The sequence below is a fragment of the Microbacterium sp. 67-17 genome (assembly GCF_001898325.1).
GTDB classification, from domain to species: Bacteria; Actinomycetota; Actinomycetes; order Actinomycetales; family Microbacteriaceae; genus Microbacterium; species Microbacterium schleiferi.
Genome location: NZ_MKTR01000017.1, coordinates 72018 through 98262 on the forward strand (window position 1 = coordinate 72018; position 26245 = coordinate 98262).

At 66.0% G+C, this 26245-nt stretch carries 30 protein-coding genes and 1 tRNA gene; 15 read left to right on the top strand and 16 right to left on the bottom strand.

All coding sequences use genetic code 11. The features are described from left to right. Positions 1-15 precede the first annotated feature (15 nt). Positions 16-840, bottom strand: coding sequence for an undecaprenyl-diphosphate phosphatase (locus tag BGO47_RS08310; protein ID WP_292710514.1), 825 nt, complete (start codon positions 838-840; stop codon positions 16-18). Positions 841-854: 14 nt separating this feature from the next. Then, positions 855-2162 (bottom strand): M20/M25/M40 family metallo-hydrolase, encoded by a 1308-nt coding sequence (locus BGO47_RS08315; RefSeq protein ID WP_292710517.1) that lies wholly within the window; start codon positions 2160-2162, stop codon positions 855-857. Positions 2163-2275: 113 nt separating this feature from the next. Between BGO47_RS08315 and BGO47_RS08320 the strand changes: the two genes are divergently transcribed. Then, positions 2276-2360 (top strand) — tRNA-Leu (locus BGO47_RS08320). 79 nt (positions 2361-2439) lie between these two features. Here BGO47_RS08320 and BGO47_RS08325 read toward each other — a convergent pair. Then, entirely contained in the window at positions 2440-2658 is a 219-nt protein-coding gene (locus tag BGO47_RS08325; RefSeq protein WP_292710520.1) for a tyrosine-type recombinase/integrase, read from the bottom strand. Between the two features lie 2 nt (positions 2659-2660). Here BGO47_RS08325 and BGO47_RS08330 point away from each other — a divergent pair, with 2 nt between their 5' ends. After that, complete coding sequence (locus BGO47_RS08330) at positions 2661-5030, top strand: arylsulfatase (protein ID WP_292710523.1); 2370 nt, start codon at positions 2661-2663, stop codon at positions 5028-5030. 436 nt (positions 5031-5466) lie between these two features. Here BGO47_RS08330 and BGO47_RS08335 read toward each other — a convergent pair whose 3' ends face one another. From BGO47_RS08335 to BGO47_RS08350, 4 genes are all read right to left on the bottom strand, one after another. Continuing rightward, positions 5467-5598: a hypothetical protein gene (locus BGO47_RS08335; RefSeq protein ID WP_292710525.1), complete on the bottom strand. Its 132-nt coding sequence runs from the start codon at positions 5596-5598 to the stop codon at positions 5467-5469. Continuing rightward, positions 5595-6257 carry a DsbA family oxidoreductase gene (locus tag BGO47_RS08340; RefSeq protein ID WP_292710528.1) on the bottom strand — a complete coding sequence of 221 codons (663 nt, stop codon included), beginning with the start codon at positions 6255-6257 and terminating at the stop codon, positions 5595-5597. Before BGO47_RS08340 ends, BGO47_RS08335 begins: the two co-directional genes overlap by 4 nt. 70 nt (positions 6258-6327) lie before the next feature. After that, positions 6328-7410: a VIT1/CCC1 family protein gene (locus tag BGO47_RS08345; RefSeq protein ID WP_292710532.1), complete on the bottom strand. Its 1083-nt coding sequence runs from the start codon at positions 7408-7410 to the stop codon at positions 6328-6330. A gap of 97 nt (positions 7411-7507) precedes the next feature. Continuing rightward, positions 7508-9355: a DEAD/DEAH box helicase gene (locus tag BGO47_RS08350; protein ID WP_292710535.1), complete on the bottom strand. Its 1848-nt coding sequence runs from the start codon at positions 9353-9355 to the stop codon at positions 7508-7510. Between the two features lie 71 nt (positions 9356-9426). Between BGO47_RS08350 and BGO47_RS08355 the strand changes: the two genes are divergently transcribed. Continuing rightward, complete coding sequence (locus BGO47_RS08355; protein WP_292710538.1) at positions 9427-10275, top strand: SGNH/GDSL hydrolase family protein; 849 nt, start codon at positions 9427-9429, stop codon at positions 10273-10275. Here BGO47_RS08355 and BGO47_RS08360 read toward each other — a convergent pair. Further along, on the bottom strand, positions 10250-11062 hold the full coding sequence (locus tag BGO47_RS08360) for an RNA methyltransferase (RefSeq protein WP_292710542.1): 813 nt from the start codon (positions 11060-11062) through the stop codon (positions 10250-10252). The genes BGO47_RS08355 and BGO47_RS08360 overlap by 26 nt on opposite strands. 100 nt (positions 11063-11162) lie before the next feature. Between BGO47_RS08360 and BGO47_RS08365 the strand changes: the two genes are divergently transcribed. The 3 genes from BGO47_RS08365 (at position 11163) to BGO47_RS08375 (ending at position 13238) form a co-directional block, all read left to right on the top strand. Next, positions 11163-12044, top strand: coding sequence for a Sir2 family NAD-dependent protein deacetylase (locus BGO47_RS08365; RefSeq protein ID WP_292710544.1), 882 nt, complete (start codon positions 11163-11165; stop codon positions 12042-12044). Continuing rightward, the gene (locus BGO47_RS08370) at positions 12041-12649 is read left to right on the top strand and encodes a histidine phosphatase family protein (protein ID WP_292710547.1); all 609 of its coding nucleotides are present in this window, start codon (positions 12041-12043) and stop codon (positions 12647-12649) included. Before BGO47_RS08365 ends, BGO47_RS08370 begins: the two co-directional genes overlap by 4 nt. 115 nt (positions 12650-12764) lie before the next feature. After that, entirely contained in the window at positions 12765-13238 is a 474-nt protein-coding gene (locus BGO47_RS08375; protein ID WP_292710550.1) for an Lrp/AsnC family transcriptional regulator, read from the top strand. Here the strand turns inward: BGO47_RS08375 and BGO47_RS08380 are convergent. Further along, complete coding sequence (locus BGO47_RS08380) at positions 13210-14202, bottom strand: DMT family transporter (protein ID WP_292710552.1); 993 nt, start codon at positions 14200-14202, stop codon at positions 13210-13212. The two genes, BGO47_RS08375 and BGO47_RS08380, sit on opposite strands and share 29 nt — an antisense overlap. An 87-nt stretch (positions 14203-14289) precedes the next feature. Here BGO47_RS08380 and BGO47_RS08385 point away from each other — a divergent pair, with 87 nt between their 5' ends. Then, entirely contained in the window at positions 14290-14844 is a 555-nt protein-coding gene (locus tag BGO47_RS08385) for a CGNR zinc finger domain-containing protein (RefSeq protein WP_292710608.1), read from the top strand. Here the strand turns inward: BGO47_RS08385 and BGO47_RS08390 are convergent. From BGO47_RS08390 to glgA, 4 genes are all read right to left on the bottom strand, one after another. After that, positions 14804-15703 (bottom strand): alpha/beta hydrolase, encoded by a 900-nt coding sequence (locus tag BGO47_RS08390; RefSeq protein WP_292710555.1) that lies wholly within the window; start codon positions 15701-15703, stop codon positions 14804-14806. The two genes, BGO47_RS08385 and BGO47_RS08390, sit on opposite strands and share 41 nt — an antisense overlap. Positions 15704-15811: 108 nt before the next feature. Continuing rightward, entirely contained in the window at positions 15812-16069 is a 258-nt protein-coding gene (locus BGO47_RS08395; RefSeq protein WP_292710558.1) for a type B 50S ribosomal protein L31, read from the bottom strand. 86 nt (positions 16070-16155) lie between these two features. After that, entirely contained in the window at positions 16156-16944 is a 789-nt protein-coding gene (locus BGO47_RS08400) for an ABC transporter ATP-binding protein (protein WP_292710562.1), read from the bottom strand. Positions 16945-16954: 10 nt separating this feature from the next. Then, positions 16955-18178 (bottom strand): glycogen synthase, encoded by a 1224-nt coding sequence (gene glgA / locus BGO47_RS08405; RefSeq protein WP_292710565.1) that lies wholly within the window; start codon positions 18176-18178, stop codon positions 16955-16957. A 47-nt stretch (positions 18179-18225) separates the two neighbouring features. Between glgA and BGO47_RS08410 the strand changes: the two genes are divergently transcribed. The 3 genes from BGO47_RS08410 (at position 18226) to BGO47_RS08420 (ending at position 20918) form a co-directional block, all read left to right on the top strand. Then, the gene (locus BGO47_RS08410; protein ID WP_292710568.1) at positions 18226-19467 is read left to right on the top strand and encodes a glucose-1-phosphate adenylyltransferase; all 1242 of its coding nucleotides are present in this window, start codon (positions 18226-18228) and stop codon (positions 19465-19467) included. Between the two features lie 45 nt (positions 19468-19512). After that, positions 19513-20151 (top strand): phosphoserine phosphatase SerB, encoded by a 639-nt coding sequence (gene serB, locus BGO47_RS08415; RefSeq protein ID WP_292710571.1) that lies wholly within the window; start codon positions 19513-19515, stop codon positions 20149-20151. 68 nt (positions 20152-20219) lie between these two features. Next, positions 20220-20918 (top strand): alpha/beta hydrolase, encoded by a 699-nt coding sequence (locus BGO47_RS08420; RefSeq protein WP_292710574.1) that lies wholly within the window; start codon positions 20220-20222, stop codon positions 20916-20918. A gap of 6 nt (positions 20919-20924) precedes the next feature. Here BGO47_RS08420 and fabG read toward each other — a convergent pair whose 3' ends face one another. Beyond that, positions 20925-21635, bottom strand: coding sequence for a 3-oxoacyl-ACP reductase FabG (gene fabG, locus BGO47_RS08425; protein ID WP_292710577.1), 711 nt, complete (start codon positions 21633-21635; stop codon positions 20925-20927). 142 nt (positions 21636-21777) lie between these two features. Here fabG and BGO47_RS08430 point away from each other — a divergent pair, with 142 nt between their 5' ends. The 4 genes from BGO47_RS08430 (at position 21778) to BGO47_RS08445 (ending at position 23757) form a co-directional block, all read left to right on the top strand. Beyond that, positions 21778-22233 (top strand): DUF4190 domain-containing protein, encoded by a 456-nt coding sequence (locus tag BGO47_RS08430; protein ID WP_292710580.1) that lies wholly within the window; start codon positions 21778-21780, stop codon positions 22231-22233. A 66-nt stretch (positions 22234-22299) separates the two neighbouring features. Further along, positions 22300-22665, top strand: coding sequence for a DUF3099 domain-containing protein (locus BGO47_RS08435; RefSeq protein ID WP_292710583.1), 366 nt, complete (start codon positions 22300-22302; stop codon positions 22663-22665). Then, positions 22655-22879, top strand: a complete 225-nt coding sequence (locus BGO47_RS08440; RefSeq protein ID WP_292710586.1) for a hypothetical protein — start codon at positions 22655-22657, stop codon at positions 22877-22879. Before BGO47_RS08435 ends, BGO47_RS08440 begins: the two co-directional genes overlap by 11 nt. Before the next feature lie 65 nt (positions 22880-22944). After that, entirely contained in the window at positions 22945-23757 is an 813-nt protein-coding gene (locus tag BGO47_RS08445; protein WP_292710611.1) for an SURF1 family protein, read from the top strand. A 16-nt stretch (positions 23758-23773) separates the two neighbouring features. Here BGO47_RS08445 and BGO47_RS08450 read toward each other — a convergent pair whose 3' ends face one another. Then, positions 23774-25372 (bottom strand): ABC-F family ATP-binding cassette domain-containing protein, encoded by a 1599-nt coding sequence (locus BGO47_RS08450; protein WP_292710614.1) that lies wholly within the window; start codon positions 25370-25372, stop codon positions 23774-23776. Positions 25373-25482: 110 nt separating this feature from the next. Here BGO47_RS08450 and BGO47_RS08455 point away from each other — a divergent pair, with 110 nt between their 5' ends. Continuing rightward, a complete protein-coding gene (locus BGO47_RS08455) occupies positions 25483-26121 on the top strand; it encodes a biotin transporter BioY (RefSeq protein ID WP_292710589.1) in 639 nt (212 codons plus the stop codon). A 19-nt stretch (positions 26122-26140) separates the two neighbouring features. On the opposite strand, the gene BGO47_RS08460 is transcribed toward BGO47_RS08455, so the two are convergent. Then, positions 26141-26245 (bottom strand): integrase core domain-containing protein (locus BGO47_RS08460; protein WP_292710616.1); only part of this gene is annotated, 105 nt, incomplete at its 5' end.

Sequence of the window (26245 nt, forward strand, 5' to 3'; positions counted from 1 at the left end):
GCTGGAGCCGTCGACTCAGTAGGGCTGGATGATGCCCATGCTCAGCAGCACGAGCAGGACCGCACCGAGAGCTACCCGGTAGACCACGAACGGCAGGAAGCTGCGCTTGGAGATCCAGCTCATGAAGAACGCGATGACACCGAGTGCGACAACGAACGCCACACCGGTGGCGGCGGCGGTCTCGATCGGGGTGAACGGCCCCTGCTCGTCCCAGCTCTTGGCGACCTGATAGAAGCCGCTTCCGAAGACCGCGGGAATCGCCAGGAGGAACGCGTAGCGGGCTGCTGCCGCGCGCTCATAGCCGAGGAACAGTCCCGCCGTTATCGTGCCGCCCGAACGCGAGACCCCGGGAATCAGCGCAAGGGCCTGCGCGAACCCGAAGATGATGCCGTGCCCCAGGGTGAGCTGGTCGAGCTTTCGTCGCTTCGCACCCACGAGATCGGCAATTCCCAGCAGCACACCGAAGAAGATCAGCATCCCGGCAACGAGCCACAGCGATCGCAGGGTGGTCTCGATCTGATCCTGGAAGAGCAGACCGAGCACGACGATCGGCACCGATCCGATGATGATCAACCACCCCATGCGGGCGTCGGGATCATTCCGCGGTGCCTTGCCGACGAGGGCGAGCGACCATCGCGAGACGATCCGGACGATGTCGCGCCAGAAGAACACCACGACAGCGGCCTCTGTGCCGATCTGGGTGATCGCCGTGAAGGCTGCTCCAGGGTCCTGCGCACTGGGCAGAAACTCTCCCAGGATGCGCAAGTGAGCGCTCGATGAGACCGGGAGGAATTCCGTGAGCCCCTGTACGAGACCGAGGATGATTGCTTCCAGCAGCATGGATGCCTTCCGAGTCAGTACGACAGCAGCAGATCGGTCAACACGCGCTGACCGAAGACGAGCGAGTCGAGCGGGACCCGCTCGTCGACGCCGTGGAACATACCGGTGAAGTCGAGGTCCGCAGGCAACCGTAGCGGCGCGAATCCATAACCTCGGATGCCGAGAGCCGCCAGTGCCTTGTTGTCGGTGCCACCGCTCATCAAGTACGGGAGGACGGGGACACCCGGGTCATGTCGCCCGAGGGCCGCGACCATCGCATTGACGAGTTCGCCCTCGAAGGGAACTTCGAGGCCAATGTCCCGGTGGACGACCTCGATCTCGATGTCTGGCCCGACGATGTCCTGGATGGCACGAAGGGCGCCGTCTTCGCCGTCTGGAAGCGTGCGCACGTCAATCAGCGCTTCGGCGCGGTCGGGAATGACATTGTGCTTGTATCCGGCCGTGAGCGCCGTCGGGTTGGCCGTCGTGCGGATGGTTGAGCGTAGGAATCGCGAAGCCGGTCCGGCCGCCGCAGCGACCGCATCCGGGTCATCGGACGGCTGCCCGGTGAGCTCGGCGATCCGCTCGGTCAGGCGCTTCGTCGTTGCGGTCAGCTCCACCGGCCATGCCGTGCGCCCCAGCGCGGCGACGGCCTCAGCGAGGCGGGTGACAGCGTTGTCTTCGTGGAATGCGCTGCCGTGTGCCGCCCGGCCTCGGGCGACGAGGCGAATCCAGACCAGAGCCTTCTCCCCCACCTGAAGGAGGTAGGCGCGTCGTCCAGCGAGGTCGATCGAGTAGCCGCCGACCTCGCTGATGGCTTCGGTCGCGCCAGCAAACCATTCAGGGCGGTCACGGACAACGAGCGCCGAGCCTTCACCGCCCCCGTTCTCTTCGTCGGCGAAGAAGGTCACCACGAGGTCACGAGCCGGCCGGCGTCCGCTGCGCAGGATGTCGGCAACGGAGGTCAGGATCATGGCGTCCATGTCCTTCATGTCGACCGCACCGCGTCCCCACAGCATGCCGTCGCGAATCTCTCCTGCGAACGGATCGACCGACCAGTCCTCCGCTACCGCTGGCACGACGTCGAGATGGCCGTGCACCACAAGTGCGGGCTTGCCGCGGTCGACACCCGGGATTCGCACGCCGACGTTCGTTCGCCGTTCAATCGGCTCGTAGATCTCGGGCGTCAGATCGAGGTTGCGAAGATAGTCGGCCACATATTCCGCCGCTTCCCGTTCGCCTCGGGCATGTCCGCCACCCCAATTCGTGGTGTCGAAACGGATGAGGTCCCGGGCGACGACGACAACTTCGGGAAGCTCGGACTCGGTATGTGACACGGCCACAAACCTACCGCGCTCAGACGACGCGAATGTTTCGGGTCAGGACCCTGAGCGATTATCGGCGGCGCCGTTGTCGTGATAATGTCGATCTTCGGTTGCAAGACCGAAACCACTCTGCGCGGGTGGCGGAATAGGTAGACGCGCTAGCTTGAGGTGCTAGTGCCCGTATAGGGCGTGGGGGTTCAAGTCCCCCCTCGCGCACGCGAATGAAATGGCCCCTGACCTGGGATTTTATATCTCAGGTTGGGGGTCTTTTGCGTCGGAAGTGCTAGAAAAAGTGCTAAGCCTTGCCGAGATGGGCGGCGAAGCGGTCAACTGCCGACCTCTTCATGGTCGGGGTGACGTGGGAGTAGATGTTCATCGTCGTCGTGATCGTTGAGTGACCCAATCGCTCCTGCACGACCTTGGAGTGCTCGCCGAGTTCGAGCAGCAGGGTCCCGTGGGTGTGACGCAGCCCCTGACTGACGCGGAAATCGACAACTGAGATTAGGAGACGCACTCATGGCTGAGGCACACGACGAGCCGGCAACACGGACGATTCTTCCCATCCCCGACCGGCCGACAAGCGGATACGTCGCGTACGATGCGAAGGACCCTGAGTACACGGCACCACCGATCACGCGGCTGCGCCCGCCGCAAGGAGCTCCCAACATCATCGTCGCCCTGCTCGACGACGTCGGATTTGGGGCATCGTCAGCGTTCGGCGGCCCCGTAAGCATGCCGACAGCCGAGAAGCTGGCCGGCCGCGGGCTGCGTTACACGCGTTTTCACACGACTGCGTTGTGCGCCCCCACCCGTGCTGCGCTCCTCTCCGGGCGCAACCATCACTCCGTGGGGATGGGCAACATCACCGAGATGGCCTCGGGTGCGCCCGGCTACAACGCCATCCGTTCCAACAGTAAGGCGACCTTCCCCGAGACACTTCGTCTCAACGGATATGCGACGGCGCAGTTCGGCAAGTGCCACGAGGTGCCGCCGTGGGAGACGAGCGCGGTGGGACCGTTCGACCGCTGGCCCATCAACTCCGGCTTCGAGCACTTCTACGGCTTCGTGGCAGGAGAGACCCACCAGTACTATCCGGCGCTCTACGATGGCACGACGCCCGTTGATCCTCCGAAGACGCCCGAAGAGGGGTACCACCTCACGGAGGACCTTGCAGACCGAGCGATCACGTGGATCCGACAGTCTGCGGCCCTGCAGGGTGACCGTCCCTTCTTTGTGTACTGGGCACCGGGGGCAACGCACGCCCCGCACCACGCGCCTAAGGAATGGGCCGACAAGTACAAGGGTGCGTTCGACCAGGGCTGGGACGTGCTGCGCGAGCAGATGCTTCGTCGCCAGATCGACCTGGGCGTCGTAGCCCCCGAGACGGCGCTCACCGAGCGGCCCGAGGAGATTCCCGCGTGGGAGGAGATGAATGAGGCGTTGCGCCCCGTCTTGACCCGGCAGATGGAGGTCTATGCAGGCTTCCTCGAGCACACCGACTACCACTTCGGGCGTGTGATCGACTCACTAGAGGAGCTCGGTCTGCTCGAGAACACGATCGTGCTCTACATCGTCGGCGACAATGGAGCCTCCGCCGAGGGCACCCTCCGCGGCTCGTTCAACGAGGGCATGAACTTCAACGGCATGGGGCATCTTGAGACCGATGAGTTCCTCCTCGCACACCTGGACGATTTCGGCTCTCCTGCGGCATACAACCACTACGCCGTCGGCTGGGCGCACGCGATGTCAACGCCGTATCAGTGGACCAAACAGGTCGCGTCGCACTTCGGCGGAACACGCAACGCCACGATCGTGCACTGGCCCGAGGGAATCGCAGCACGCGGCGAAGTGCGCAATCAATTCACACACGTGATTGACGTGGCAGCCACGCTCCTCGACGTCGCAGGCATTCCCGAGCCCGTGCAGGTGCACGGTGTGACGCAGGCACCCATCGAGGGACGCAGCTTCGCGGCGAGCTTCAACGATCCGGATGCGCCCGAGCATCGGGAGACGCAGTACTTCGAGATGTTCGGGAACCGCGGCATCTACCACAAAGGCTGGACCGCAGTCACGAAGCACCGCACGCCCTGGGAGCTCACGGGCGCGCAGACTATCCCGTTCGATGACGACCAATGGGAGCTGTATGACACCACAACCGATTGGAGCCAGGCGAAAGATCTCTCGGCGCAGCGCCCTGACAAACTGCACGAGCTGCAGCGGCTCTGGCTCATCGAGGCGACCCGGTACAACGTGCTTCCACTCGATGACCGGGGCACCGAGCGCATGGACGCCGTGGTCGCTGGAAGGCCGCAGCTGATCGAGGGCGACACGCAGATCCTGTTTCCGGGAATGGGGCACCTCACCGAGAACACCATGATCAACCTGAAGAACCGTTCCTTCAGTGTCACCGCGCAGATCGCCGTCGACGACTCCAACGTTCGCGGTGTTCTCCTCAGCCAGGGAGGCTACCTCGGGGGTTGGTCATTCTACGCCGACGGCGGCGCGCTGAAATACGCATACAACTTCCTCGGGCTTGAAAAGACGGTGATCGCGTCGGAGGGCTTCATCCCCCTTGGCAACCACCAACTGCGGGTGGAGTTCGCATACGACGGCGGTGGCTACGCCAAGGGTGGTGGCGTATCGCTGTTCGTCGACGGTGAGCTGGTCGGGTCGGGCCGCCTGGAAACGACGCAGCCGATCGTGTACTCGGCGGATGAGACGAGTGATGTCGGGCGCAGCACGGGAACGCCCGTCACGACAGATCCCGGCGCCGCTACCGACTTCACCGGCTCGATCGCGTGGATCCGTATCGACCGCGGGGATGACGACCACGGTCACCTCATCCCCGTCGAGCAGGCCGTGCGCTCCGCCCTGGGGAGGCAGTGAAGCATCGCCGGTTCTCTGCCGCTTCTATGCGGCTCTGCTGAGGGCCGTTCAGCAGGGTCGCCTCGAACTCGTCGGGCTGACCATTCCGAGGAGCCTGCGGTGGTTGCAACAGTCGACCCAGTCGGCGGTCGCGTACTCGACGTCGGCGATGGTCTTGTGCCGACCTTCATGCAAGACCGCTTTGTGCAGGCATTGAGCCCGAGATTCCAGCCGATTCGGCAATCTCCAAGAGTGCTAACGAAGGTGCTAAGCATCCTGTAGGTCGGGGTATCGCGGTGGAGTTATCCACCGGACACATGCCGTAGATCGTTGATCTTGTGCGGCAGAACGCCCTACACGGTTTCGCGGCGCGAGGGGATCGAGGTCAGTTCAAGTGCCCCCTCGCGCACAGACGAAAAGGGTCCCGAAAGGGGCCCTTTTCGTTTGTCTGGCGTCGCTAGCTCGTCGATGCGTCGTCGGCGACGGAACCGGGGATGAGGCACGAGTCGCCTTCGCAGACGACACCGCCGCCGCCGAGCATTGTGAACGGCTGGGCGGCGGCCTGCGGTGTCGGGGAAGCGCCGGTCATGCGGGAGTCCGCTCCGATGCCACCTGCGCAAGCACCTGGGCGAAGGTCTCACTCTCCTGCGCTCCGGAGACACCGTACTTGCCGTCGAAGACGTAGAAGGGTACGCCCTGGATGCCGTACGCAGCGGCCTGCGCGACATCCGCCTTCACCGCTGCGGTGTACTGGCCCGACTCGAGCGCCCGGACCACGTCGTCATGGTCGAGCCCGACGGTTGCGGCGAGATCGGCGAGATCCTCGATCCGGCCGACATGCCCGCCGTCGACGAAGTAGGCCTTCAGGAGGGCTTCCTTCATCTCTGCCTGCACACCACGCTCCTTCGCGTAGTGCAGCAGTTCATGAGCTTTGATCGTGTTCGTCTGGTGGATGTGGTCGTAGTCGTATGCGAGACCCTCACCCGCAGCGAGTGTCGTCACGCGCTCGACCATCTGAGCGGCTTGCTCGGGCGATACTCCCTTGCGCTCGGAGAGGTACTGCACCGGTGATCCGTCGTAATCGACCGGCGTGTCAGGGGCGAGCTCGAAGGAGTGGTACTCGATCTCCACAGGAACTCCGGACGCTGCCACGCCCTTCTCGAAACGCCGCTTCCCGATGTAGCACCAGGGGCATTGGACATCCGACCAGACGTCTACCTTGATCGGGGCAGAAACAGACTCACTCATGTCACACCGAACCGCGACATCGCCGACACTATTCCCGCTGCGCCTGCCGCCGCAGGTTCGGATGCCGCGGTCAACCAACCGACACGCCGAAGAGCAGTCCCAGGACGTACGTCACCGCTGCGGCTCCGAAGCCGATCGCGAGCTGCCGTAGCGCGCGCTTCAACGGCGGACCACCGGACAGCAGCCCGACGGTCGCGCCCGTCGCCAGGAGCGCCACGCCGACGAGCGCCAGCGCTGTCACAACTGCCGCGAGTCCCGACAGTCCGAAGATCCACGGCAACACCGGAATGATCGCTCCCGAAGCGAAGAACAGGAAGCTCGAAAGCGCTGCGCCCCACGCGCTTCCGACGACGTCATCCTCGCCCTCGCCGCCGATGCCACCGCGAGCAAGCGCACCGGGGCCCGCCGCTTGCGCGTCGCCGATGATTGCGCGCGCCGCCGCAAGGGCCTCGTCTTCCGGCATCCCTCGTGTTCGGAACACCAGCGCCAGCTCGTTCGCATCGAGATCGAGGAACGACAAGACGTCGTCCGCGTAATCGTTCGGCTGCGTCGCCGCCAGCAGCTCACGCTGGGATCGCACCGACACGAACTCACCGGCGCCCATCGACAGCGCACCGGCGAGCAGACCCGCGATACCGCTGAACAGCACGAACTGCGGGGCGACTCCGGTCGCACCGATTCCCATGACGAGGGCGAGGTTCGAGACCAGGCCGTCGTTCGCGCCGAAGACCGCGGCCCGGAACGTCCCCGACAGCCGCCGTCGTCCGCGGGCGGCAAGCCCACGCACGACCTCGTGGTGGATCTTCTCATCGGCAGCCATCTGCGAGGTCGCGTGCGGATCGCTGTCGTAGGGAGAACGGGCCTCGGCGTTCTGAGCGAGCGCGAGCACAAAGATCGATCCGAAGTGCCGCGCCATCCACGCGAGAGTTCGCGTCGACAGTCGTGGCCGGGGCAGCGTTTCCGGCTCACCGCCGAGCAACTGGAGCCAGTGGGACTCGTGCCGACGTTCGGCATCCGCGAGGGCTTCCAGGATCGCCCGCTCCTCGCCGGTGCGGCGGGCAGCCAGCTCACGGTATACGCGCGCTTCGGCGCGCTCGTCCACAAGGTACTGAGCCCACCTCCGCCGCTCGCCAGCCGTCGATTCGGCGTTCATCGGGCTCCTTCTGGGGTCCTCCCCAGGGTAGGAGACACGGCGAGGGCCGCCCGCTCGAATCCGAGGATTCGCAGCATTTTGGAGCACCGAATCCCGGCTACGACCTCACGCGGACGCGCAGCACATCAATACGCGCCTGAAGCTGCGCGACCGTCGCGTGCGAGACTGCCGGGCCCCCGCAGATACGGCGAAGCTCGGCATGGACATGGCCGTGCTGTTCGCCAGACTGCCTCGCGTACAGCCCCACGAGGCTGTTGAGCAGTTGCCGCTGTTCCTTCAGCGTGCGGTGCAGCGCAGGAGGCGGCGCGGGCGGCGCGTCATCCGTCGCCCCCGCTTCACGCTCTCGCGCTTCGCGCGCCTGCCGGTGGCGGCTTTGCCGTGCCTGCCGCTGCATCAGCAGATCGTGTACGTGTTCGGGTTCGAGGAGCCCGGGAAGGCCGAGGAACTCCTCCTCTTCGGGCGTTCCCGGCGTGGCGAGCTGTCCGAACTCCCTACCGTCGAACAGCACACGGTCAAAGTGTGCGATGGCGCCGAGAGCCGCGTACTCGAACTCGTCGGTCAACGCGTCGGATGCGGCATCCTCGCGCTCAGCAGCCGCGAGCAGGTCGTCTTCAGCCGACCATTCGCCGTCCTCGTCCGAGGGGCGGTCGAGCGCGTGATCGCGCTGGCGTTCGAGCTCTCCGGCCAAGACGAGCAGCGGTGGCACGTGCGGCAGGAAGATGCTGGCCGTCTCGCCGCGGCGCCGCGCCCGCACGAACCGGCCGATCGCCTGCGCGAAGAACAGCGGCGTCGACGCCGAGGTCGCGTACACCCCGACCGAGAGCCGCGGCACATCAACGCCCTCGGACACCATTCGCACGGCGACCATCCAGCGGCTCGTATCGGCGGCGAACGACTCGATGCGGGCGGATGCCTCGGGCTCGTCAGAGAGCACGACCGTCGGCTCTTCGCCGGCCACCGTCTGCAGGATCTGTGCGTACGCCCGCGCGGCAGTCTGATCCGTGGCGATCACCAGGCCGCCGGCATCCGGAACGTGCTCTCGCACTTCGGTGAGCCGGCGATCGGCCGATCGCAGCACTGCAGGAATCCACTCGCCGCCCGGATCAAGAGCTGTGCGCCAGGCCTGCGCCGTGATGTCTTTCGTGTTGTCTTGCCCGAGCTGCGCTTCCATCTCGTCGCCGGTGCGGGTTCGCCACCGCATGTGGCCGGCGTAGACGAGAAAAAGCACGGGACGCACGACCCCGTCTTCGAGGGCGCGCCGATACCCGTAGTCGTAATCGGTACGAGACACGCGGATGCCTTCGGCCGTGGGGTGGTACTCCACGAACGGGATGGGCGCCGTGTCACTGCGGAAGGGAGTGCCTGACAGCAGCAGGCGTCGTGTCGCGCGTCCGAAAGCCTCGCGGAGCGCGTCTCCCCAGCTGAGGGCATCACCGCCGTGGTGCACCTCGTCGAGGATCACGAGCGTCCGTGCCGTCTCCGTGACACCCTGGTGCACTGACGCCTTCGTGGCTACCTGCGCGTAGGTGACCGCGACCCCGTGGTAATGGCGGGCGGGACGGGTGTGACGGTTCGTGAAATGGGGGTCCAGGCGCAGCGATACCCTCGCCGCGGCATCCGCCCACTGGGTCTTCAGGTGCTCGGTCGGGGCAACGACGACGACCCGGTCGATGATCCCGCGCCGCAGCAACTCGGTTGCCAGGCGCAGAGCGAACGTCGTCTTGCCGGCACCGGGCGTCGCGGCGGCCAGGAAGTCGCGAGGTCCACCGCCCGGGCCATCAGGCCCGTCCATGTCGAAGTACTGATCGAGCGCCTCTGCCTGCCACGCGCGCAAGCGCCCGGCAGTTCCCCACGGGGCGCGCTGCGGATAGGACGGCGACAGGTGTTCGGCGGCGAAGCTCCCCCGCGGGTGATCGGATGCCGGGACCGGCGCTGTCTCGTGCACGCTCCCCCTCCCACAGACATCGGTCGCTCGTCGGACCGCCCGACTACGATAGACGACCAGGAGGACAGAGCATGGCCGCCACCGACGAACACCGAACTCCGTTCATCGAGAACAGCGAACCTCACCCCTGGCGACGGTTCGTGGCGCTCGGCGACTCCTTCACGGAGGGCATCGGAGATCCCGATCCGACGCACCCCGGGTCACACCTGGGCTGGGCCGACCGTGTCGCCGATGTACTGGGGTCCCAGTCCGAAAACTTCGCCTATGCGAATCTTGCCGTGCGCGGCAAGCTCATCGCTCAGATCGTCGACGAGCAGGTCGAACCGGCGCTCGAGCTTTCTCCTGACCTCATCACGTTCTGCGCCGGCGGCAACGATGTCATCCGTCCCGGAACAGATCCCGACGAGATCTCCCAACTTTTCGAGGATGCCGTCGTGCGCCTGAGCAGCACCGGCGCGACAGTCGTGATCTTCACCGGTATCGACACGAGCTTCACCCCGGTCTTCCGCGCGTTTCGCGGAAAGATCGCCATCTACAACGAGAACCTCCGCGCGATCGCTGACCGCTACGACTGCATCGTCGCCGACCAGTGGTCTCTCAAAGAGATTCAAGATCCGCGCTTCTTCGATGACGACAGACTCCATCTGAACGCGCTGGGTCACCACGAAGTGGCACGGATGGTCTTGCGCGCGTTGAACGTGTCGAACGATCTCGTGCCGATGCAGCCAGATCCCTTCCCTTCCCGCACGTGGCGCGAAGCGCGTGCCGGCGATCTGGTCTGGGCACGCACGCACCTCGTGCCGTGGGTCCTGCGGCGCCTGCGTCATCAGTCGTCCGGAGACAACCTGACAGCCAAACGTCCGCAGCCGCTTCCGGTAGCGACTACTGGTGCGATCACTCTGCCGCGTGAGGATGCCTGAGCGCCCACAGCGCGACGGCGCTGGCCGCGGCGACGTTCAGTGAGTCGACACCTCCAGCCATCGGGATGGTCACGACGGTGTCGGCAGCGGCGAGAGCTTTCGGGGTGAGCCCGTCACCCTCGGCGCCGAGCATGAGCGCCACGCGGGAGGCCGGCTCGAAGTCATCGAGCGAAACAGCGTCCTCGCGCAGCGCGAGTGCCGCGATCTGGAACCCTTCCTCGTGCAGGATGCTGCGCGTCTGGTCCCAGTCGGGCAGTCGCGTCCACGGGACTTGGAAGACGGTTCCCATGCTGACCCTGACGCTGCGCCGGTAGAGCGGGTCGGCACAGCGCGGCGAGACGAGCACCGCATCGGCCCCGAGGCCTGCGCAGGCACGGAAGATCGCACCGACGTTGGTGTGATCCACGATGTCTTCGAGGATGACGACGAGCCTCGCCTCCCGCAGCACGTCCCGAAGCGGTGGCGTCTTTGGCCGGTGCATCGCCGCGAGGGCGCCACGGTGCACGGCGTAGCCCGTGAGGTGCTCCGCGAGATCGGCCTCGACAACGTAGACCGGCACCTCAGGGTGCTGCACCAGCAACGGAGCGAGGTCATCGATCCACTTCTCCTGCACGAGGACCGAACGCGGCCGATGACCCGCGGCCAGAGCGCGCGCGATCACCTTCGCGGATTCGGCGATATACAGCCCTCCGGCCGGTTCGATACGCCGCCGCAGGGTGACATCGGTGAGATCCCGGTAATCCTCGAGCCGTGGGTCCGTCGCATCTCGGACATCGATGCGCTGCATCCCTTGATCCTCTCATTCATGCGGTGCCGACCCAGCAGCACGAAACATCCCCGAAAACCTGGATGCCTAGACTGGAATGAGGCAAGCAGAGGAGGCGGGCATGTCGCTCATCGACGGCGCTGCCGCGGACGTTCCCGAAGCCCTCTCCCGTGCGCTCCGCGTTCTTGACGGGCGCACCCTGACGATCCTGACCGGGGCCGGGGTGTCAACCGACTCCGGCATCCCCGACTACCGTGGCAAAGGGGCGCCCGTACGACGCCCGATGACCGCCGAGCAGTTTCTCGGACGCGATGAGGCGCGTCGACGCTACTGGGTCGGCTCGCATCTCGGCTGGCGCAGATTCGCCTCGGCGGAACCCAACGCCGGGCACCGCGCCATCGCCGCGCTCGAAGAGCACGGGATCGCAACCGGGGTCATCACGCAGAACGTCGACGGTCTTCATGTGCGCGCCGGAAGCCGTCGCGTCGTTGAGCTGCACGGCACGATGCGCCGCGTCTTCTGCACCCGCTGCGGTCAGGTCTTCGACCGCCGAGACCTCTCGTCGCGGGTGGAGAGCGACAACCCGTGGCTGGTCACCACCCACGAGCTGCCCCTCGGACCCGACGGAGACGTGACGCCCGAGACGACCGAAGGGTTCGTCGTGCCGGATTGCTCCGTGTGTGCGGGAACCCTCAAGCCCGACGTCGTCTTCTTCGGCGAGTACATCCCATCCGAGAAATTCCGCGAAGCCGAGCAGCTCGTCCTGGGTAGTGACGCGCTGGTCATTGCCGGATCGTCGCTCGTCGTGAACTCGGGGATCCGCCTGCTCGAACGAGCACGACGACGCCGCATCCCCATCGTGATCATCAACCGCGGCCAGACGCGGGCCGATGCTCGCGCAACCGTGAAGATCGACGGCGGAACCTCCGAGGCCCTCACCGCGCTGCTGGAGGGGCTGGCGCCCACCGGGCACCGGGAGCTGGCAAGTAGTCTCGAGAGGTGATCCACCTCACGCTCATCCGCCATGGCGAGACCGACTGGAATCGCGCTCGGCTCATCCAGGGCAGTACCGACATACCCCTCAACGACACGGGTCGGGAGCAAGCCCGGCAGACCGCCGACCGGCTGAGCGGCGTGCTCGATGACCCGGCCGCTGCGCGCATCGTCAGCAGCGACCTCTCCCGTGCCCGTGAGACAGCGCAGATCATCGCTGACCAGTGGGGCTCGCCAGCCCCACTGGCGTATCCCGCACTGCGTGAGCGCGCGTACGGCGACGCTGAGGGGGTCACCATCGAGGACTTCGCCGCACGGTGGGGCGATTGGTACACCTCCGAGGTCCCCGGCGCCGAGTCACGCGAACTGCTGCGCCTCCGGGCCTTCGAAGGCTTTGACACCGTTGTCACCGATGCGCTCCGGTCTCAGCCCGATGTCACGCACATCTTCGTGGTCACCCACGGCGCACTCATCCGCTCTGTCATCCATCACGTGAGCGACGGCAGGTTGCCGGCGCGCCAAGAGCGGCTGGCAAACGGATCCGACTACACCTTCCACTACTCACCCGACGGGCTGACGCTGATCGACTACGCCGGCACCACGGTTTCGCTCTGAGCTGGGCACACCGATCCATACACCGGAAAGCACTACGCAGCTCGCTCAGTTTCGTAATGACATTGTGAGCAACATGAGCAATCCGCGATTCGGCAGCATGCTAGCCTTCCGCGATATGACAGCTCTTGACCATGTCGACCTCGAGCTCTTGGCCGCGCTCGCGGAAGATCCGCGCGCGACGGTGGTGGCACTGTCAGATCGCCTCGGTCTGTCCCGGAACACCGTGCAGGCGCGGATGTCACGGCTCGACAAGGCCGGCGTCTTTCTCTCGTACGAGCGAGCCCTCTCCCCCGCGGCGCTGGGCTTTCCCATCGAAGCATTCCTCAACGTCACGGTCCGTCAGGCTGAGTTGCCGCGCATCACGGCAGAGTTCGAGCGAATTCCCGAGATCGTTCAGGTGCATGGCCTGAGCGGAACCGTGGATCTGCTCGTGAGGGTCGCGTGCCGCGATACGCAGCATCTGTTCGACACCGACGCCCGCATCCTCGCGATCGAGGGCGTGGAGCGCACCGAGACCTCGCTCGCGATGGGTGAGGTGATCGGTTACCGCGTGCGCCCGCTCATGGAGCTGGCACGAGGGGAACGCTAGCCGCCTCCTCCTTGGCGGCCTCACCAGGGTCGGACCGCACCAGGATCACGCCTGCCAAGATCATCGCTCCCCCGACAGCTTGCATGACGGTCGGGACTTCGGCGATCACAAGCCACGCGATCAGCAGGGCGAACAGCACTTCGGTGAGCCCGACGAACGATGCGACGCGGGATCCGAGCATCGATCCCGCTCGCACTCCGAACGCGTAGCCTCCGGCGGTTGCCACGACGATCACCCATACGATCGGGATGTACCAGGGAACGCTCACGCCGGCCAACACAACGTCGACGGCCGGTGCGGTGAACGCAAAGAGGCCGGTGCCGACCAGCACACCCATGAGAAGAGCGCCGGTAATGAGGCCGCCCGAGGCCAGCGCGAGGGGCGGGATGTCGTCGCCGGTCTTCTCGGCGATGAGAAAGTACGCGGCGGTGCAGGCAGCAGCAGCCAGTGCCAGCAGGGTGCCGATCAGGTCGAAGCTTGCACCAGCGATGTCGACGACGAGCACGAGGCCGACGATCGCAAGAACAGAGCCCGCCAGAATGCGACGCGATGGTGCCCGTCGAGTGCGAACCCACGCGAGCCCGACCAAAAGGACCGGGGCGAGGTACTGAATGAGAAGGGCCATCGCCACCGGCATCCGTTGCAGCGCGGCGAAGTAGAAGATTTGACACCCGGCCACTCCCGTGAGCCCGAACGCAATGATCAGCAGTCCATGCTTGCGAAGAAAGCCGGGCCGGCGACGGATCGTGACGATCAGAACGGGCGCGAGAATCAGTGCCGCGCCACCCATGCGCAGCAACAGGGTCGCACCCAGGCTCCAGCCCGCCTCCATGAGCGGCTTCATGAAGCTCCCCGAGGATGCGAAGCTCAGGGCAGAGAGCAGCCCGATCGCAAGCCCAGCCATCGATGAGTGCCGGCCCGCGGGGGCAACAAGCACAGGGACCGGAGTGGTCGGAGCGGACATGGCAGCCTGTCAGGAGTGAAAGGGTTTGACACTCGTGACACACTGGTCACGAACGAAACAGTAGCCCTCGGAATGTCAGGAGTCAACATGGTCTTTATCCATGACACCGAGATGGCCCTGCGCGCGGCCGTCGACCTGGTCAACACGCTGCCACTCAATGGCGACGAAGACACCCTGACGACCGCGGACGAGTATGACGCCTTCCTTGGGCGGTACCCGTACAGCGGCAAGATCTCACGCACGAGGCAGGAGCGAGAGGCGGTACGCAGCATCCGCGCTCGCCTACGCGCTCTGTGGGATGCCGACCGCGAAAGCGCCGTGCCGCTGGTCAATGCGATGCTTCGCGATGGCGAAGCTCTCCCCCAACTCGTGATCCACGACGACTACGACTGGCATGTGCACGCGTCGGATGACGACGCGCCCCTGGCCACCCGCATCCTTGTCGAGACCGCCATGGCGTTCGTGGAGGTCATTCGCATGGATGAGTATGACCGGGTGCTCGTCTGCGAAGCCGATGACTGCGAGGGCGTTCTGGTCGATTTCTCTCGCAACCGCTCAAAGCGCTACTGCGACACCGGCAACTGTGGCAATCGTATGAACGTCATCGCTTATCGAGCTCGTCGAGCCCAAGAAACGTCGTGATCGCGGCGGCCGCCGGCGCCGGCGTCTCGTAGTGGATGAGATGTCCGACATCCGCAATCTCCACGAGCGTGGCGTCGGCGAACCGGCGCGCAAGCTCGCGCTCGGCCTCGATCGGGGTGATGTCGTCCCGCTCGGCAGCGATGAGCAACGTCGGCTGCGCGATACGCGGCGCGAACTCCCTCACGTCGTGGGAGACCGACGCCAGAAACGCATCGTGCAGCACATCGCGGTCGGCGAACCGCGAGAAGTATGTGTCGTGCTGGTCGTGGATGAACCGGCGCAGGCCAGGATCCTTCGTCTTGGCCATCGACACGCTCATGATCCGAACCACAGCACCGTTTCGCAGAAGCGCCGTACCAACGCGGCTCGGTAGCCGCGCGCCGGTCCAGTAGTAAAAGACCGCCAAGCGAGTAAGGACGCCGCGAGGCCCTTCCAGAGCCGGCGCACCGATCGGATTCACCAGGATGACGCGGGGCGTATCGAGCCCGCCGGCCACGGCAGCAGCCACGACGATCGAGCCGAAGGAGTGACCGAGGATGACGGCCCCTGGTGCGACGCGGCCGACGAACTCGGCGAGCCACTCGGCATACAGCGACAGATCGTGTCGGCGGCCTGCGATCGGCGCCGTCTCACCGAAGCCGGGAAGATCCGGCGAGATGATACGGATGCCTGGGAGGAAAGCGATGACCGGCTCCAGCCCGTGGTGCTCGCCGCGGAAGCCATGAACGGCGACGACGGTGACGGGCGCATCATCCGGCCCGTAGTCCCAATAGGCTGTCGTACCGCCGAGCACCGTGACCTCACGAGCGGTCACCGGGATCTCGTCCAGGAGCGCGGCGTACGGGTGCGGGGCGGGCATCCGTCGAGTCTAGTGAGGGTACCTGTCGGCTCGCCGCCGCTACGAACGACGCGATACAACGACGAAGACCCCGCTCGAAAGCGAGGTCTTCGTCGTGTGCGGTCGGGCTTACTTGCTCGCGCCGCCGAAGTTCTTGAAGCGCTGGTTGAACTTCTCGACGCGACCCGCCGAGTCCATGATGCGCTGCTTGCCCGTGTAGAACGGGTGCGATGCCGAGGAGATTTCGACGTCGATGACGGGGTACTCCACGCCGTCGAGTTCGATCGTCTTGTCGCTGCTCACCGTCGAACGCGTGAGGAAGGTCTCGCCCGAACCGAGGTCGCGGAACACGACAGCCTGGTAGTCGGGGTGAATGTCAGTCTTCATGGGGTTCCTTGCCGAGATGGGGAAAGAAAGTCTGCGGTGCGCTGGCACCAAAGGACGAGTCTACCAGGTTCGCGTGCGGATGCCGATCACGAGGTCCGCGCCCGCGCAGCGTAGCGGCCGGCCTCCTGATGCAGAGCGATCGGGACCCCGAACGCCGTGCTGAGCGCATCCTCCGTAAGGGTCTCGCGCAGTGGCCCCGCTGCTACGACGGCGCCGTCGCGGAGCAACAGCACGTGAGTGAAGCCCACCGGGATCTCTTCCACATGATGGGTGACCATGACCATGGCAGGAGTGGTCGGCTCCGCAGCGTAACCGCTGAGGAGTGTGAGAAGCTCCTCACGCGAGCCCAGGTCCAGGCTCGCGGTTGGCTCATCCAACAGCAGCAGCTCAGGGTCTGTCATGACGGACCGAGCGATCTGCACACGCTTCTGCTCGCCGTCCGAGAGCGTGCCGAACGTGCGCGTCGCGAGATCGTCGAGTTGCCACTCGGCGAGGACCCGCATCGCGCGACGGATGTCGACCTGGTCGTACTCTTCACGCCAGCGACCCATCACCGCATAGGCGGCGGTCATCACGACATCCAGCACTGTCTCATCCGGCGGGATCCGACGCGCCATGGATGTGGAGGCAAACCCCACACGGGGGCGAAGTTCGAAGACGTCGGTCCGCCCGATCCGCTCCCCGAGGATGTTCACGCGACCGGAGGTCGGGTGGAGGAGCGATGCACACAGCTCGAGCAGAGTCGTCTTGCCCGCCCCATTGGGGCCGAGGACGACCCATCGCTCATCGTCGGACACGGTCCAGTCGATGTGATCGATGATGTCTCGGGCGTTTCTGCGGACGACGACGTCGGAGAATTCGAGCACCTGAGCCATACGTTCAAGCCTATCGGGCGCCGCGGATCACCTCTGCGTACAGCGCGGCGGTTTGCTCCGCGATGCGCTGCCAACTGAAGGCGGTCGTCGCGCGCTCCCGACCCGCCCGCCCGTACGCCTTCGCCGCCTCGCGATCGCTGACGACCTCGCTCAGAACCCGAGCCAAGTCCGCAACGAACGCCTCGGGATCCAGGGGCGTGCCGGTGCCGTCCGAGACCTGCTCGATGGGCACAAGCCTGCCCGTCACACCGTCCACCACGACTTCGGGGATGCCGCCGGTAGCGGTGCCGACGACGGCTGCCCCACACGCCATCGCCTCGAGGTTCACGATGCCGAGGGGCTCGTAGATCGAGGGGCATACGAAAGTTGTCGCCGCTGTCAGTGCTACGCACAGCTCGTGCCGGCTGAGGTGTCGGTCGATCCAGACGACCCCGTCCCGAGTCTCCTGCAGACCGCGGACAAGACCTTCGACCTCGGCGAGGATCTCGGGGGTATCCGGAGCACCGGCACACAGGATCAGTTGCACCTCCGGGTCCAACCGCTCGGCAGCGCGAAGCAGGTACGGCAGACCCTTCTGACGGGTGATACGCCCGACGAAGACGACGGAGGGCCGGGTCGGATCGATGCCGAGGGCAGCGAGCGTTTCGGCATCCTCAATCGGATGCCACTGCTCGGTGTCGATGCCGTTGTAGATGACCCGGACGGTCGCGGGGTCGAGGCCGGGGTAGCTGCGCAGGATGTCGGCACGCATGCCTTCACTGACCGCCACAATCGCCGCGGCGCCGTGGTACGCGGTGCGTTCGATTTCACTCGAGACCGCATACCCGCCACCGAGCTGTTCGGCCTTCCAGGGACGAAGCGGCTCGAGACTGTGCGCGGTGACGATGTGCGGAATGTCGTTGAGGAGCCCGGCGATGTGCCCGGCGAAGTTGGCATACCAGGTGTGAGAGTGAACGACGGCGGCACCAGCGACATCATCGACGATGAGCAAATCAGTCCCCATCGTCTGAATCGCCGCGTTGGCACCACGCAGTTCAGCGGGCGTGGAGTACGACGTCGTGTCAGTTTCATCGCGGTCGACGCCGAACGCACGCACCTGAACCTCGAGCGGCTCATCGCCCGGCGCCGCGGTCGCGGGAAGCGCGCGAAGAGCTTTGACCAGCTCCGCGACGTGGACACCCGCGCCCCCATAGATTTCGGGCGGATACTCCTTGGTGACGATGTCGACGCGCATGTGTCGAACGCTAGTACAGGGTCGTGGGGCGGCATAGTGTTGGGGGTATGGCTACGTCGCCCAAGATCTTTGGAATCGTCCTCGCCGGTGGAGAGGGCAAGCGGCTAATGCCGCTGACCGCCGACCGAGCCAAACCCGCTGTTCCCTTCGGCGGTCAGTACCGTTTGATCGACTTCGCTATCTCGAACCTGATCAACTCGGGGCTTCGGCAGATCGTTGTGCTCACGCAGTACAAGTCGCACAGCCTCGACCGACACATCTCCCAGACCTGGCGGATGTCCCCGATGCTGAGCTCCTACGTCACGTCGGTGCCTGCCCAACAGCGGCTGGGCAAGCGCTGGTTCTCGGGGTCTGCCGATGCGATCTTGCAGTCGATGAACCTCATCATCGACGAACAACCCGACATCGTCATCGTCATCGGCGCCGACCACGTCTACCGCATGGACTTCCGCCAGATGCTCGACGCCCACATCGCCTCGGGCGCGCGGGCGACTGTTGCCGGCATCCGCCAACCGATCGGTCTGGCGAACCAGTTCGGCGTCATCGATGTCGAGCCCGGTTCGACGCGGATCCGCGAGTTCCTCGAGAAGCCGCAGAATCCGAGCGGGCTGGCGGATGCTCCGCACGAGGTGCTGGCATCGATGGGCAACTACATCTTCGACACGGATGCCCTCATCGAGGCCGTCGAGGCCGATGGCGAGATCCCGACATCGAACCATGACATGGGTGGCGACATCGTGCCGTACTTCGTCGACCGCGGCGAAGCGAGCGTGTACGACATGAAGCTCAACGACGTTCCGGGCTCTACGGATCGCGATCGGTCGTACTGGCGCGACGTCGGAACCATCGACTCGTTCTTCGACGCGCACATGGATCTGATCTCGACGCTCCCGGTCTTCAATCTCTACAACACCGACTGGCCGATCCACTCGCAGACCGTCAACTCTCCGCCTGCGAAGTTCGTGCGCGACTCGGTCGGAAGGATCGGGACCGCCATCGATTCGGTGGTTTCGCTCGGTTCAGTGCTCTCCGGGACGCACTTGGAGCGCAGCGTCGTCGGGCCGTGGACTCTGGCAGCTGGCGGGTCGACCATCACGGATGCCGTGCTGTTCGACTATGTGCGCGTGGGCCCGGGTGCGCGCGTGCATCGCGCAATCCTGGACAAGAACGTCGTGGTAGCCGACGGAGCCACGATCGGGGTCGACCGCGCCCACGACCTCGAGCGTGGGTTCACCGTCACCGACTCCGGGATCACGGTGGTCGGCAAGGGCGTCGTCGTCGAGCGCTGATCGTCCTGCACCGGCTCAGCACGGCCGGGCCGGTAGCGTAGTCGGGTGATCCCAGCCCGCTTCCTTGTCGTCCTCGATGCCGATTCGACGCTGCTGCGTAACGAGGTGATCGAGCTGATCGCTGATGAGGCGGGTCGCGGTGCCGAGGTCGCTGCCGCGACAGAGGCCGCGATGCGCGGCGAGGTGGACTTCGCCGCGAGCCTGCGAACCCGCGTGGCTGCTCTGACAGGAGTTCCGCTGGCCGCATTCGAGCGCGTGTTGGCGCGCGTCGAGCCGACGCTCGGGGCATCCGAGTTCATCTCGGGCGTCCACGAGCGCGGCGGTGTGGTCGGCGTCGTGTCCGGCGGTTTCCACGAGGTGCTCGACCACATCGCACCAGCACTCGGGGTTGACCGCTGGCGGGCGAATCGCCTTGCCGCCTCCGATGGTGCTCTGACAGGAGCCGTGGACGGTGAGATCGTCGACGCCGAGGGCAAGGCAGCAACCCTGCGCGAGTGGGCGCGTGCGCTCGAGCTGCCCCTCTCGCGGACGATCGCGGTGGGCGACGGTGCCAATGATCTCCGGATGATGGCGGCGGCGGGGTTAGGTGTGGCATTCAACGCGAAGCCTGCGGTCCGCGAGCGTGCGAACGTCGTGATCGATCCGGTCGACCTGCGCGAAATCCTCCCCCTCCTCCCCCGCTGAGCGCCACCGTGGACGACGGGCTACGTGTGATCCTGGTCGCTGTCGGATGCCGGGATTAGCGTTACGACATGCACATCATCCTGATCCCCGGCCTCTGGCTGGATGCGTCATCGTGGGACGACGTAGTTCCGGCGCTTCGCGACGCCGGCCACGATCCGCATCCCGTGACGCTTCCGGGTGTGGGAGAACCGGCTGATACATCCGGTGAGGTCGGTATCGCCGACTGGGTGGATGCCGTCGTCGAGATGATCGACAGACTCGAAGGCGCCGTCGTGCTCGTCGGCCATAGCGGCGGGGGCAACGTCGCGTGGGGCGCCGCAGACCGTCGCGTGGACCGGGTGTCGCGCATGATCCTGGTCGACACGCTTCCGCCGAACCCCGGCGGGATGATCTGGGAGTTTCCCGTCGTCGACGGCGTGGTGCCGTTCCCCGGGTGGGACACCTTCGAGAACCCCGAGATCCGAGACCTCTCCGAGGCGGTGCGGGCCGAGGTCGCGCAGCGGGCGCTCTCGGTGCCGTCACGAGTGCCGACCGATGCGATCACACTCGCCGACGAGCGACGTCACCGGGTGCCGATGACCATCCTCATGGGCACTGCCAGCGCCGACGAGATCAGTGGTCTGCTCGAGGAGCCGCCGGCGTGGGCAGCAGAACTCGCCGCCAGCCAGCACCTCTCGATCGTGGAGATCGATTCGGGTCACTGGCCGCAGTTCTCGGTTCCCGATGAGCTCGCTAAGCACCTCGTCGCCGCCATCAGGGAGACCTGAGCGGTGTCAGTGCCCCATGCCCAGTCCGCCATCGACCGGGATGACCGCTCCCGAGATGTAGGCGGCATCGTCTGAGGCGAGCCAGGTGACAACGCCGGCTACCTCGTCGGGGGTCGCAAATCGGCCCGCAGGGATCGTTGCCTTGTACTGAGCCTGCGTCTCCTCCGGGAGCTCGGCGGTCATGTCGGTCTCGATGAAGCCCGGCGCAACCACGTTCGCGGTGATGGCGCGGCCGCCGAGCTCGCGCGTCAGCGATCGCGCGAATCCTACGAGCCCACTCTTCGATGACGCGTAGTTGATCTGTCCTGGCGAGCCATAGAGGCCGACGACGCTGGAGATCAGGATGACCCGCCCCCACTTGGCGCGCAGCATCCCCTTTGCTGCCCGCTTGACGACACGGAATGCGCCGCCGAGATTCGTGGCCACGACCGAATCGAAGTCGTCTTCACTCATCCGCAGCAGCAGAGTGTCCTTCGTGACGCCGGCGTTGGCGACGACGATCGTCACGGGCCCAAGCTTCTCCTCAACCTCCGTGAAGGCCGCGTCGACGGCCGCGGCATCCGTCACATCGGCACGCACCGTCAGCGTGCCCGCGGGGCCCTCTCCAGACCGGGCGGTCACGGCGACGGGATACCCCTCCGCGACGAACCGCTCAGCGATCGCGCGGCCGATGCCGCGGTTGCCTCCGGTGACGAGAACGACGTGGTCGGTGGACATGAAGCATCTCCTGCTGTCGGTTCGACCCGCGGTGTGAGCGGGACCGACCCAGACTACCGTTCACGTTGACACGCCCGGGGGCGACTGGAACGCTGGTGGCAGCACGAATGATCGTGCGGATGCGTGTCAGAAAGGCCGAACTGTGAGCGACCAGAACTCCCCCGCGACCCCCGAGGAGCAGCCGTCCGCGGCAGCTCCAGTACCGCCGGCGCCGGCCGCCCCCGCCGCATACCCGCCGCCGGCCCCGCCCGCACCTCCGGCCTACAGTGCGCCGGCGGCTCCGCCCGCCTACGGTGCGGCTCCGGCGTATGCCGCGTACCCGCAGGGCCCCAAGACCAACACGCTGGCGATCGTGTCGCTCGTCTCATCGCTCGTCGGCGTGTTCGTGATCCCGATCATCGGCCAGATCGTCGGGATCATCACCGGACACATGTCGCTGAGCCAGATCAAACAGACAGGTGAGGGCGGCCGCGGGCTGGGGCTCGCCGGCGTCATCATCGGCTGGGTCTCGCTCGGCCTGTGGATCCTGGGCATCATCGCACTCGTGCTCTTCTTCGTCGCTGTCGGCACCGCGGGGGTGACGAGCTACCGCTCCTGAGACGCACGACATCAGCGCCGCCCCGACGGATCCCGTCGGGGCGGCGCGGCGTACTCTGGTAGCACCGTGAAATCATCAGCAAAGCCGCAACCGGCGACGTCCCTTCCCCGGGCACCGAAAGAGGACGCCGGCAAGCGGTCGACGACGTATCTCGTGATGATGGCGATCCGTCTCGTCTGCTTCGCCCTCGTCCTGTTCGTCACGCCCTACAGCTGGTACACCTGGGTCTTTGCGGCCATGGCGATCTTCCTGCCGTACCTCGCCGTCGTCATCGCCAACGTCAGCGCCGACATGACGGCACCCACGGCGCTCGGACCGGAGCGCATGATCGAGGCTCCCGCGCCCAGCGCGGCACCGTCCCCCGCTGCTGCGCAAGCGCCGCAAGTGATCCGGATCGACGAGAGTCCGCAGGAGCGCGCGGGTGAGAGCTGAATCCGCGTCACCGGGCTCCGAGACGATCTGTTCGCGCGCCGGATGCCGAGAGTCCGCGCGCTGGAGCATCCGGTGGCGAAACCCGCGAATCCACACGGGAGATCGCAGCAAGACCTGGCTCGCGTGCGATGAGCATGTCGGTTACCTGCGCGAGTTCCTCACTGCCCGCTCGTTCCCGGTGAGCGTTGACGCATTCGCGGCGGAACAGGCGTGAGTGAGCACGAGGCGCCCGCGGCAGAGCACGAGGCGCCGGCGGCAGGGTACAGGGCGCCCGCGGCGGTGCGGTGGACGGCGTACGTCGCCGTCGCGGTGCTGTTCGCGATAGCGTGCGGATTTCTGTCGAACTGGCAGTTCACGCGCAACGCTGAGCGCTCGCAGCAGCTTGCGCTCGTCGAGGCCAACTACGACGCCGAACCGGCGACGCTTGATGATCTGGTTCCCGCGACCGGGGAGCTACCGGTCGACAACGAGTGGCACCCGGTGGCGCTCGAGGGAACCTATCTCGTCGATGACACGGTGCTGGTGAGGAACCGCCCGCACGGCGGTACTGCCGCCTTCGAAGTCCTGGTGCCGTTCCAGACCACGGATGGTCGAATCCTGCTCATCAACCGCGGTTGGGTACCGCCCGCCGAAGACAGTGATCCGAGTGCGATCCCCGCGCCCCCGGCGGGGACCGTCGAGGTGATCGCACGGCTGCGGACGGGCGAGTCACTCCCCCGATCAGGACGTACCGACGCACCCGAGGGTCAAGTGCCGACGATCCACCTGCCCCTCATTGCCGAGGACCTCGGAGGCGACCCTGCCTTCATCACAAGCGCCTACGGTGTGATGGTCTCGGAGACGCCTGCGCCGGCATCCCACCCGAATCCGCTGGAGTCCCCCTCTGACGACCCAGGGCCCTACCTGTCGTATGCGATCCAGTGGATCCTGTTCGCCGTCATGGGGTTCTTCTTCATCGGTTACGTCATCCGCACCGAGATCCGTCACCGTCGGGAGGAAGCCGCCGACTCCCCGCGTCCCCCACGCGGCCAGCGACGGCGCGACCGCGACATGGCCGAGGAAGACGAGATCCTCGACCGGCTCCCGCAGTAAGCGCGAGGATGCCGCGCTAGGCGAGCGTGATGAGGTCGATGTAATCGCGACCCCAGATGTCCTCGACGCCGTCGGGCAGGATGAGGACCCGCTCGGGGTTGAGCGCCTCGACAGCACCCTCGTCGTGCGAGACCAGGATGACGGCACCCTCGTAGTGAGCAAGCGCGCCCAGGATCTCGTCGCGGGATGCCGGGTCGAGGTTGTTGGTCGGCTCATCCAGCAGCAGCACGTTGGCGCTCGAGACCACCAGTGTCGCGAGCGACAGCCGGGTCTTCTCCCCACCGGAGAGCACGCCGGCGGGCTTGAGCACGTCGTCCCCTGTGAACAGGAACGACCCGAGAACCCTGCGCGCTTCGGTCGCGGTGATGTCGGGCGCCGCGGACATCATGTTGTCGAGTACGGAGCGGCCCACATCGAGGTTCTCATGCTCCTGCGCGTAGTACCCGATCTTCAGACCGTGCCCGGGCTCGATCTGCCCGGTGTCGGGACGATCGACTCCGGCGAGGATGCGCAGCAGTGTCGTCTTCCCGGCGCCGTTGAGGCCCAGCACGACAACCTTGGATCCGCGGTCGATCGCGAGGTCGACATCCGTGAAGATCTCCAGCGATCCGTACGACTTCGACAAGCCGGATGCCATGAGCGGCGTCTTGCCGCACGCTGCGGGCTTCGGGAAGCGGAGCTTGGCGACGCGGTCCTCTTGCCGCACCTCGTCGAGCCCCGAAAGAAGCTTCTCGGCTCGGGCAAGCATCTGGTGAGCAGCCGCGGCCTTCGTCGCCTTGGCCCCGAACTTCGCTGCCTGCTGCTGGAGGGCTGTCGCCTTCTTCTCGGCGTTCGCGCGCTCCTTCTTGCGGCGTTCCTCGTCGGCCACACGCTGGCGCAGGTAGTTCTTCCACGACATGTTGTAGATGTCGATGACCTGGCGATTCGCATCGAGATAGAAGACCCGGTTGACGGTTTCGCCGACGAGCTCGACATCGTGCGAGATGACGATGAGGCCGCCCTTGTAGTTCTTCAGGAACTCCCGCAGCCACACCACACTGTCGGCATCCAGGTGGTTCGTCGGCTCATCGAGGATCATCGTCTGCGCGTCCGAGAAGAGGATGCGCGCGAGTTCGATGCGACGGCGCTGACCGCCCGAAAGCGTGCTGAGCGGCTGGTCGAGGATGCGGTCGGGCAGCGCCAGGTTGTGGGCGATCGAGGCCGCCTCGGCTTCGGCGGCGTACCCGCCGAGCGCCTCGAAGCGCTCGGTGAGCGATCCATACCTTCGCATGGCGCGCGCCGCCACATCGGCGTCGTCGTCGGCCATCGCGAGGCTTGCCTCGTGCATCCCGATCGCAAGCTGGCCGAGGCCCCGCGCATCCAGGATGCGGGTGCGGGCCAGGTCTTCGGGATTACCAGAGCGCGGATCCTGGGGCAGGTACCCGAGCTCCCCGCTGCGATCGACGCGTCCGGCAGCTGGCAAAAGGTCGCCCGAGAGCACCTTTGTGAGTGTCGTCTTGCCTGCACCATTGCGGCCTACGAGCCCGACCTTGTCGCCCGCGCCCACACGGAAGGTGACGTCCGACATGAGCACCCGGGCGCCCACGCGAATCTCGAGGTCGTGCACGGAGAGCACAGCAAAGCTCCGTTTCATTCGGTGAGAAGGGTACAAGGGGGCCGATGGCCAGCCCCCTAGTATAAGTCGCAATACCTCCCCGCCTGGCTTCCCACCGACCAAGGAGCACCATGACGACTGCCGCAGCACCGGCCACGAACACTCGGGTTCTCGCCGACATCATCGCCCGGCCCTCCTCGCGGGCGCGGGCGTTCGCCATCGACGCCGGACTCGTGCTGGCGGGAGTCGCCGTCGTGGCGCTGCTGGCGAAGGTGTCGTTCTTCATCGGGCCGATCCCGATCACGGGGCAGACTCTCGGCGTCATCCTCGTAGGCGCAGCGCTCGGGTCTGCTCGAGGCGCTGCTGCGATGACGACCTACATGTTCGTCGGTCTGCTCGGCCTGCCCGTCTTCGCGGGGCCGGTCGCAGGTCCCGCCTATCTGCTCGCGCCCTCGTTCGGGTTCATCCTGGGCTTCATTCCCGCGGCTTTCGTCGCCGGATGGTTCGCTGAGCGCGCCTGGGATCGCAAGCCCCTGCTCGCCTTCGCGGGCTTCGTGATCGCCAGCGTCATCCCGTTCGTCATCGGCATCCCGTACATGGCCTTCATCCTGTCGACCGTGATGGGTCAGGACATCTCGCCCGCCGGTGTGCTCAACGCAGGTCTGTTGCCGTTCATCGTTCCCGGCCTGATCAAGGCGGGCTTCGCCGCGCTGCTGATCCCCGGCGCATGGGCCCTCGTGCGGCGGATCGACACCGCCAAGAAGCACTGACGGTCAGCGCCACAGCGCCCTAGGTGTAGCGACCCGTGAGGTTGTGAAGGCGGCAGGTGGGGGTGTGGCCTCCGAGGGCGGTGTGGGGTCGTCGGTGATTGTATTCCTCGAGCCAGTCGGCGTA

What these genes read in the sequence shown, in the direction of transcription:
- BGO47_RS08410 (WP_292710568.1), top strand. Translation starts at nt 18,226, where the DNA reads ATGGCTACGTCGCCCAAGATCTTTGGAATCGTCCTCGCCGGTGGAGAG.
- BGO47_RS08400 (WP_292710562.1), bottom strand. Translation starts at nt 16,944, where the DNA reads ATGGCTCAGGTGCTCGAATTCTCCGACGTCGTCGTCCGCAGAAACGCC.
- BGO47_RS08375 (WP_292710550.1), top strand. Translation starts at nt 12,765, where the DNA reads ATGACAGCTCTTGACCATGTCGACCTCGAGCTCTTGGCCGCGCTCGCG.
- BGO47_RS08360 (WP_292710542.1), bottom strand. Translation starts at nt 11,062, where the DNA reads ATGCAGCGCATCGATGTCCGAGATGCGACGGACCCACGGCTCGAGGAT.
- BGO47_RS08385 (WP_292710608.1), top strand. Translation starts at nt 14,290, where the DNA reads ATGGTCTTTATCCATGACACCGAGATGGCCCTGCGCGCGGCCGTCGAC.
- BGO47_RS08455 (WP_292710589.1), top strand. Translation starts at nt 25,483, where the DNA reads ATGACGACTGCCGCAGCACCGGCCACGAACACTCGGGTTCTCGCCGAC.
- fabG (WP_292710577.1), bottom strand. Translation starts at nt 21,635, where the DNA reads ATGTCCACCGACCACGTCGTTCTCGTCACCGGAGGCAACCGCGGCATC.
- BGO47_RS08310 (WP_292710514.1), bottom strand. Translation starts at nt 840, where the DNA reads ATGCTGCTGGAAGCAATCATCCTCGGTCTCGTACAGGGGCTCACGGAA.
- glgA (WP_292710565.1), bottom strand. Translation starts at nt 18,178, where the DNA reads ATGCGCGTCGACATCGTCACCAAGGAGTATCCGCCCGAAATCTATGGG.
- BGO47_RS08395 (WP_292710558.1), bottom strand. Translation starts at nt 16,069, where the DNA reads ATGAAGACTGACATTCACCCCGACTACCAGGCTGTCGTGTTCCGCGAC.
- BGO47_RS08420 (WP_292710574.1), top strand. Translation starts at nt 20,220, where the DNA reads ATGCACATCATCCTGATCCCCGGCCTCTGGCTGGATGCGTCATCGTGG.
- BGO47_RS08335 (WP_292710525.1), bottom strand. Translation starts at nt 5,598, where the DNA reads ATGACCGGCGCTTCCCCGACACCGCAGGCCGCCGCCCAGCCGTTCACA.
- BGO47_RS08330 (WP_292710523.1), top strand. Translation starts at nt 2,661, where the DNA reads ATGGCTGAGGCACACGACGAGCCGGCAACACGGACGATTCTTCCCATC.
- BGO47_RS08340 (WP_292710528.1), bottom strand. Translation starts at nt 6,257, where the DNA reads ATGAGTGAGTCTGTTTCTGCCCCGATCAAGGTAGACGTCTGGTCGGAT.
- BGO47_RS08390 (WP_292710555.1), bottom strand. Translation starts at nt 15,703, where the DNA reads ATGCCCGCCCCGCACCCGTACGCCGCGCTCCTGGACGAGATCCCGGTG.
- BGO47_RS08365 (WP_292710544.1), top strand. Translation starts at nt 11,163, where the DNA reads ATGTCGCTCATCGACGGCGCTGCCGCGGACGTTCCCGAAGCCCTCTCC.
- BGO47_RS08345 (WP_292710532.1), bottom strand. Translation starts at nt 7,410, where the DNA reads ATGAACGCCGAATCGACGGCTGGCGAGCGGCGGAGGTGGGCTCAGTAC.
- BGO47_RS08355 (WP_292710538.1), top strand. Translation starts at nt 9,427, where the DNA reads ATGGCCGCCACCGACGAACACCGAACTCCGTTCATCGAGAACAGCGAA.
- BGO47_RS08380 (WP_292710552.1), bottom strand. Translation starts at nt 14,202, where the DNA reads ATGTCCGCTCCGACCACTCCGGTCCCTGTGCTTGTTGCCCCCGCGGGC.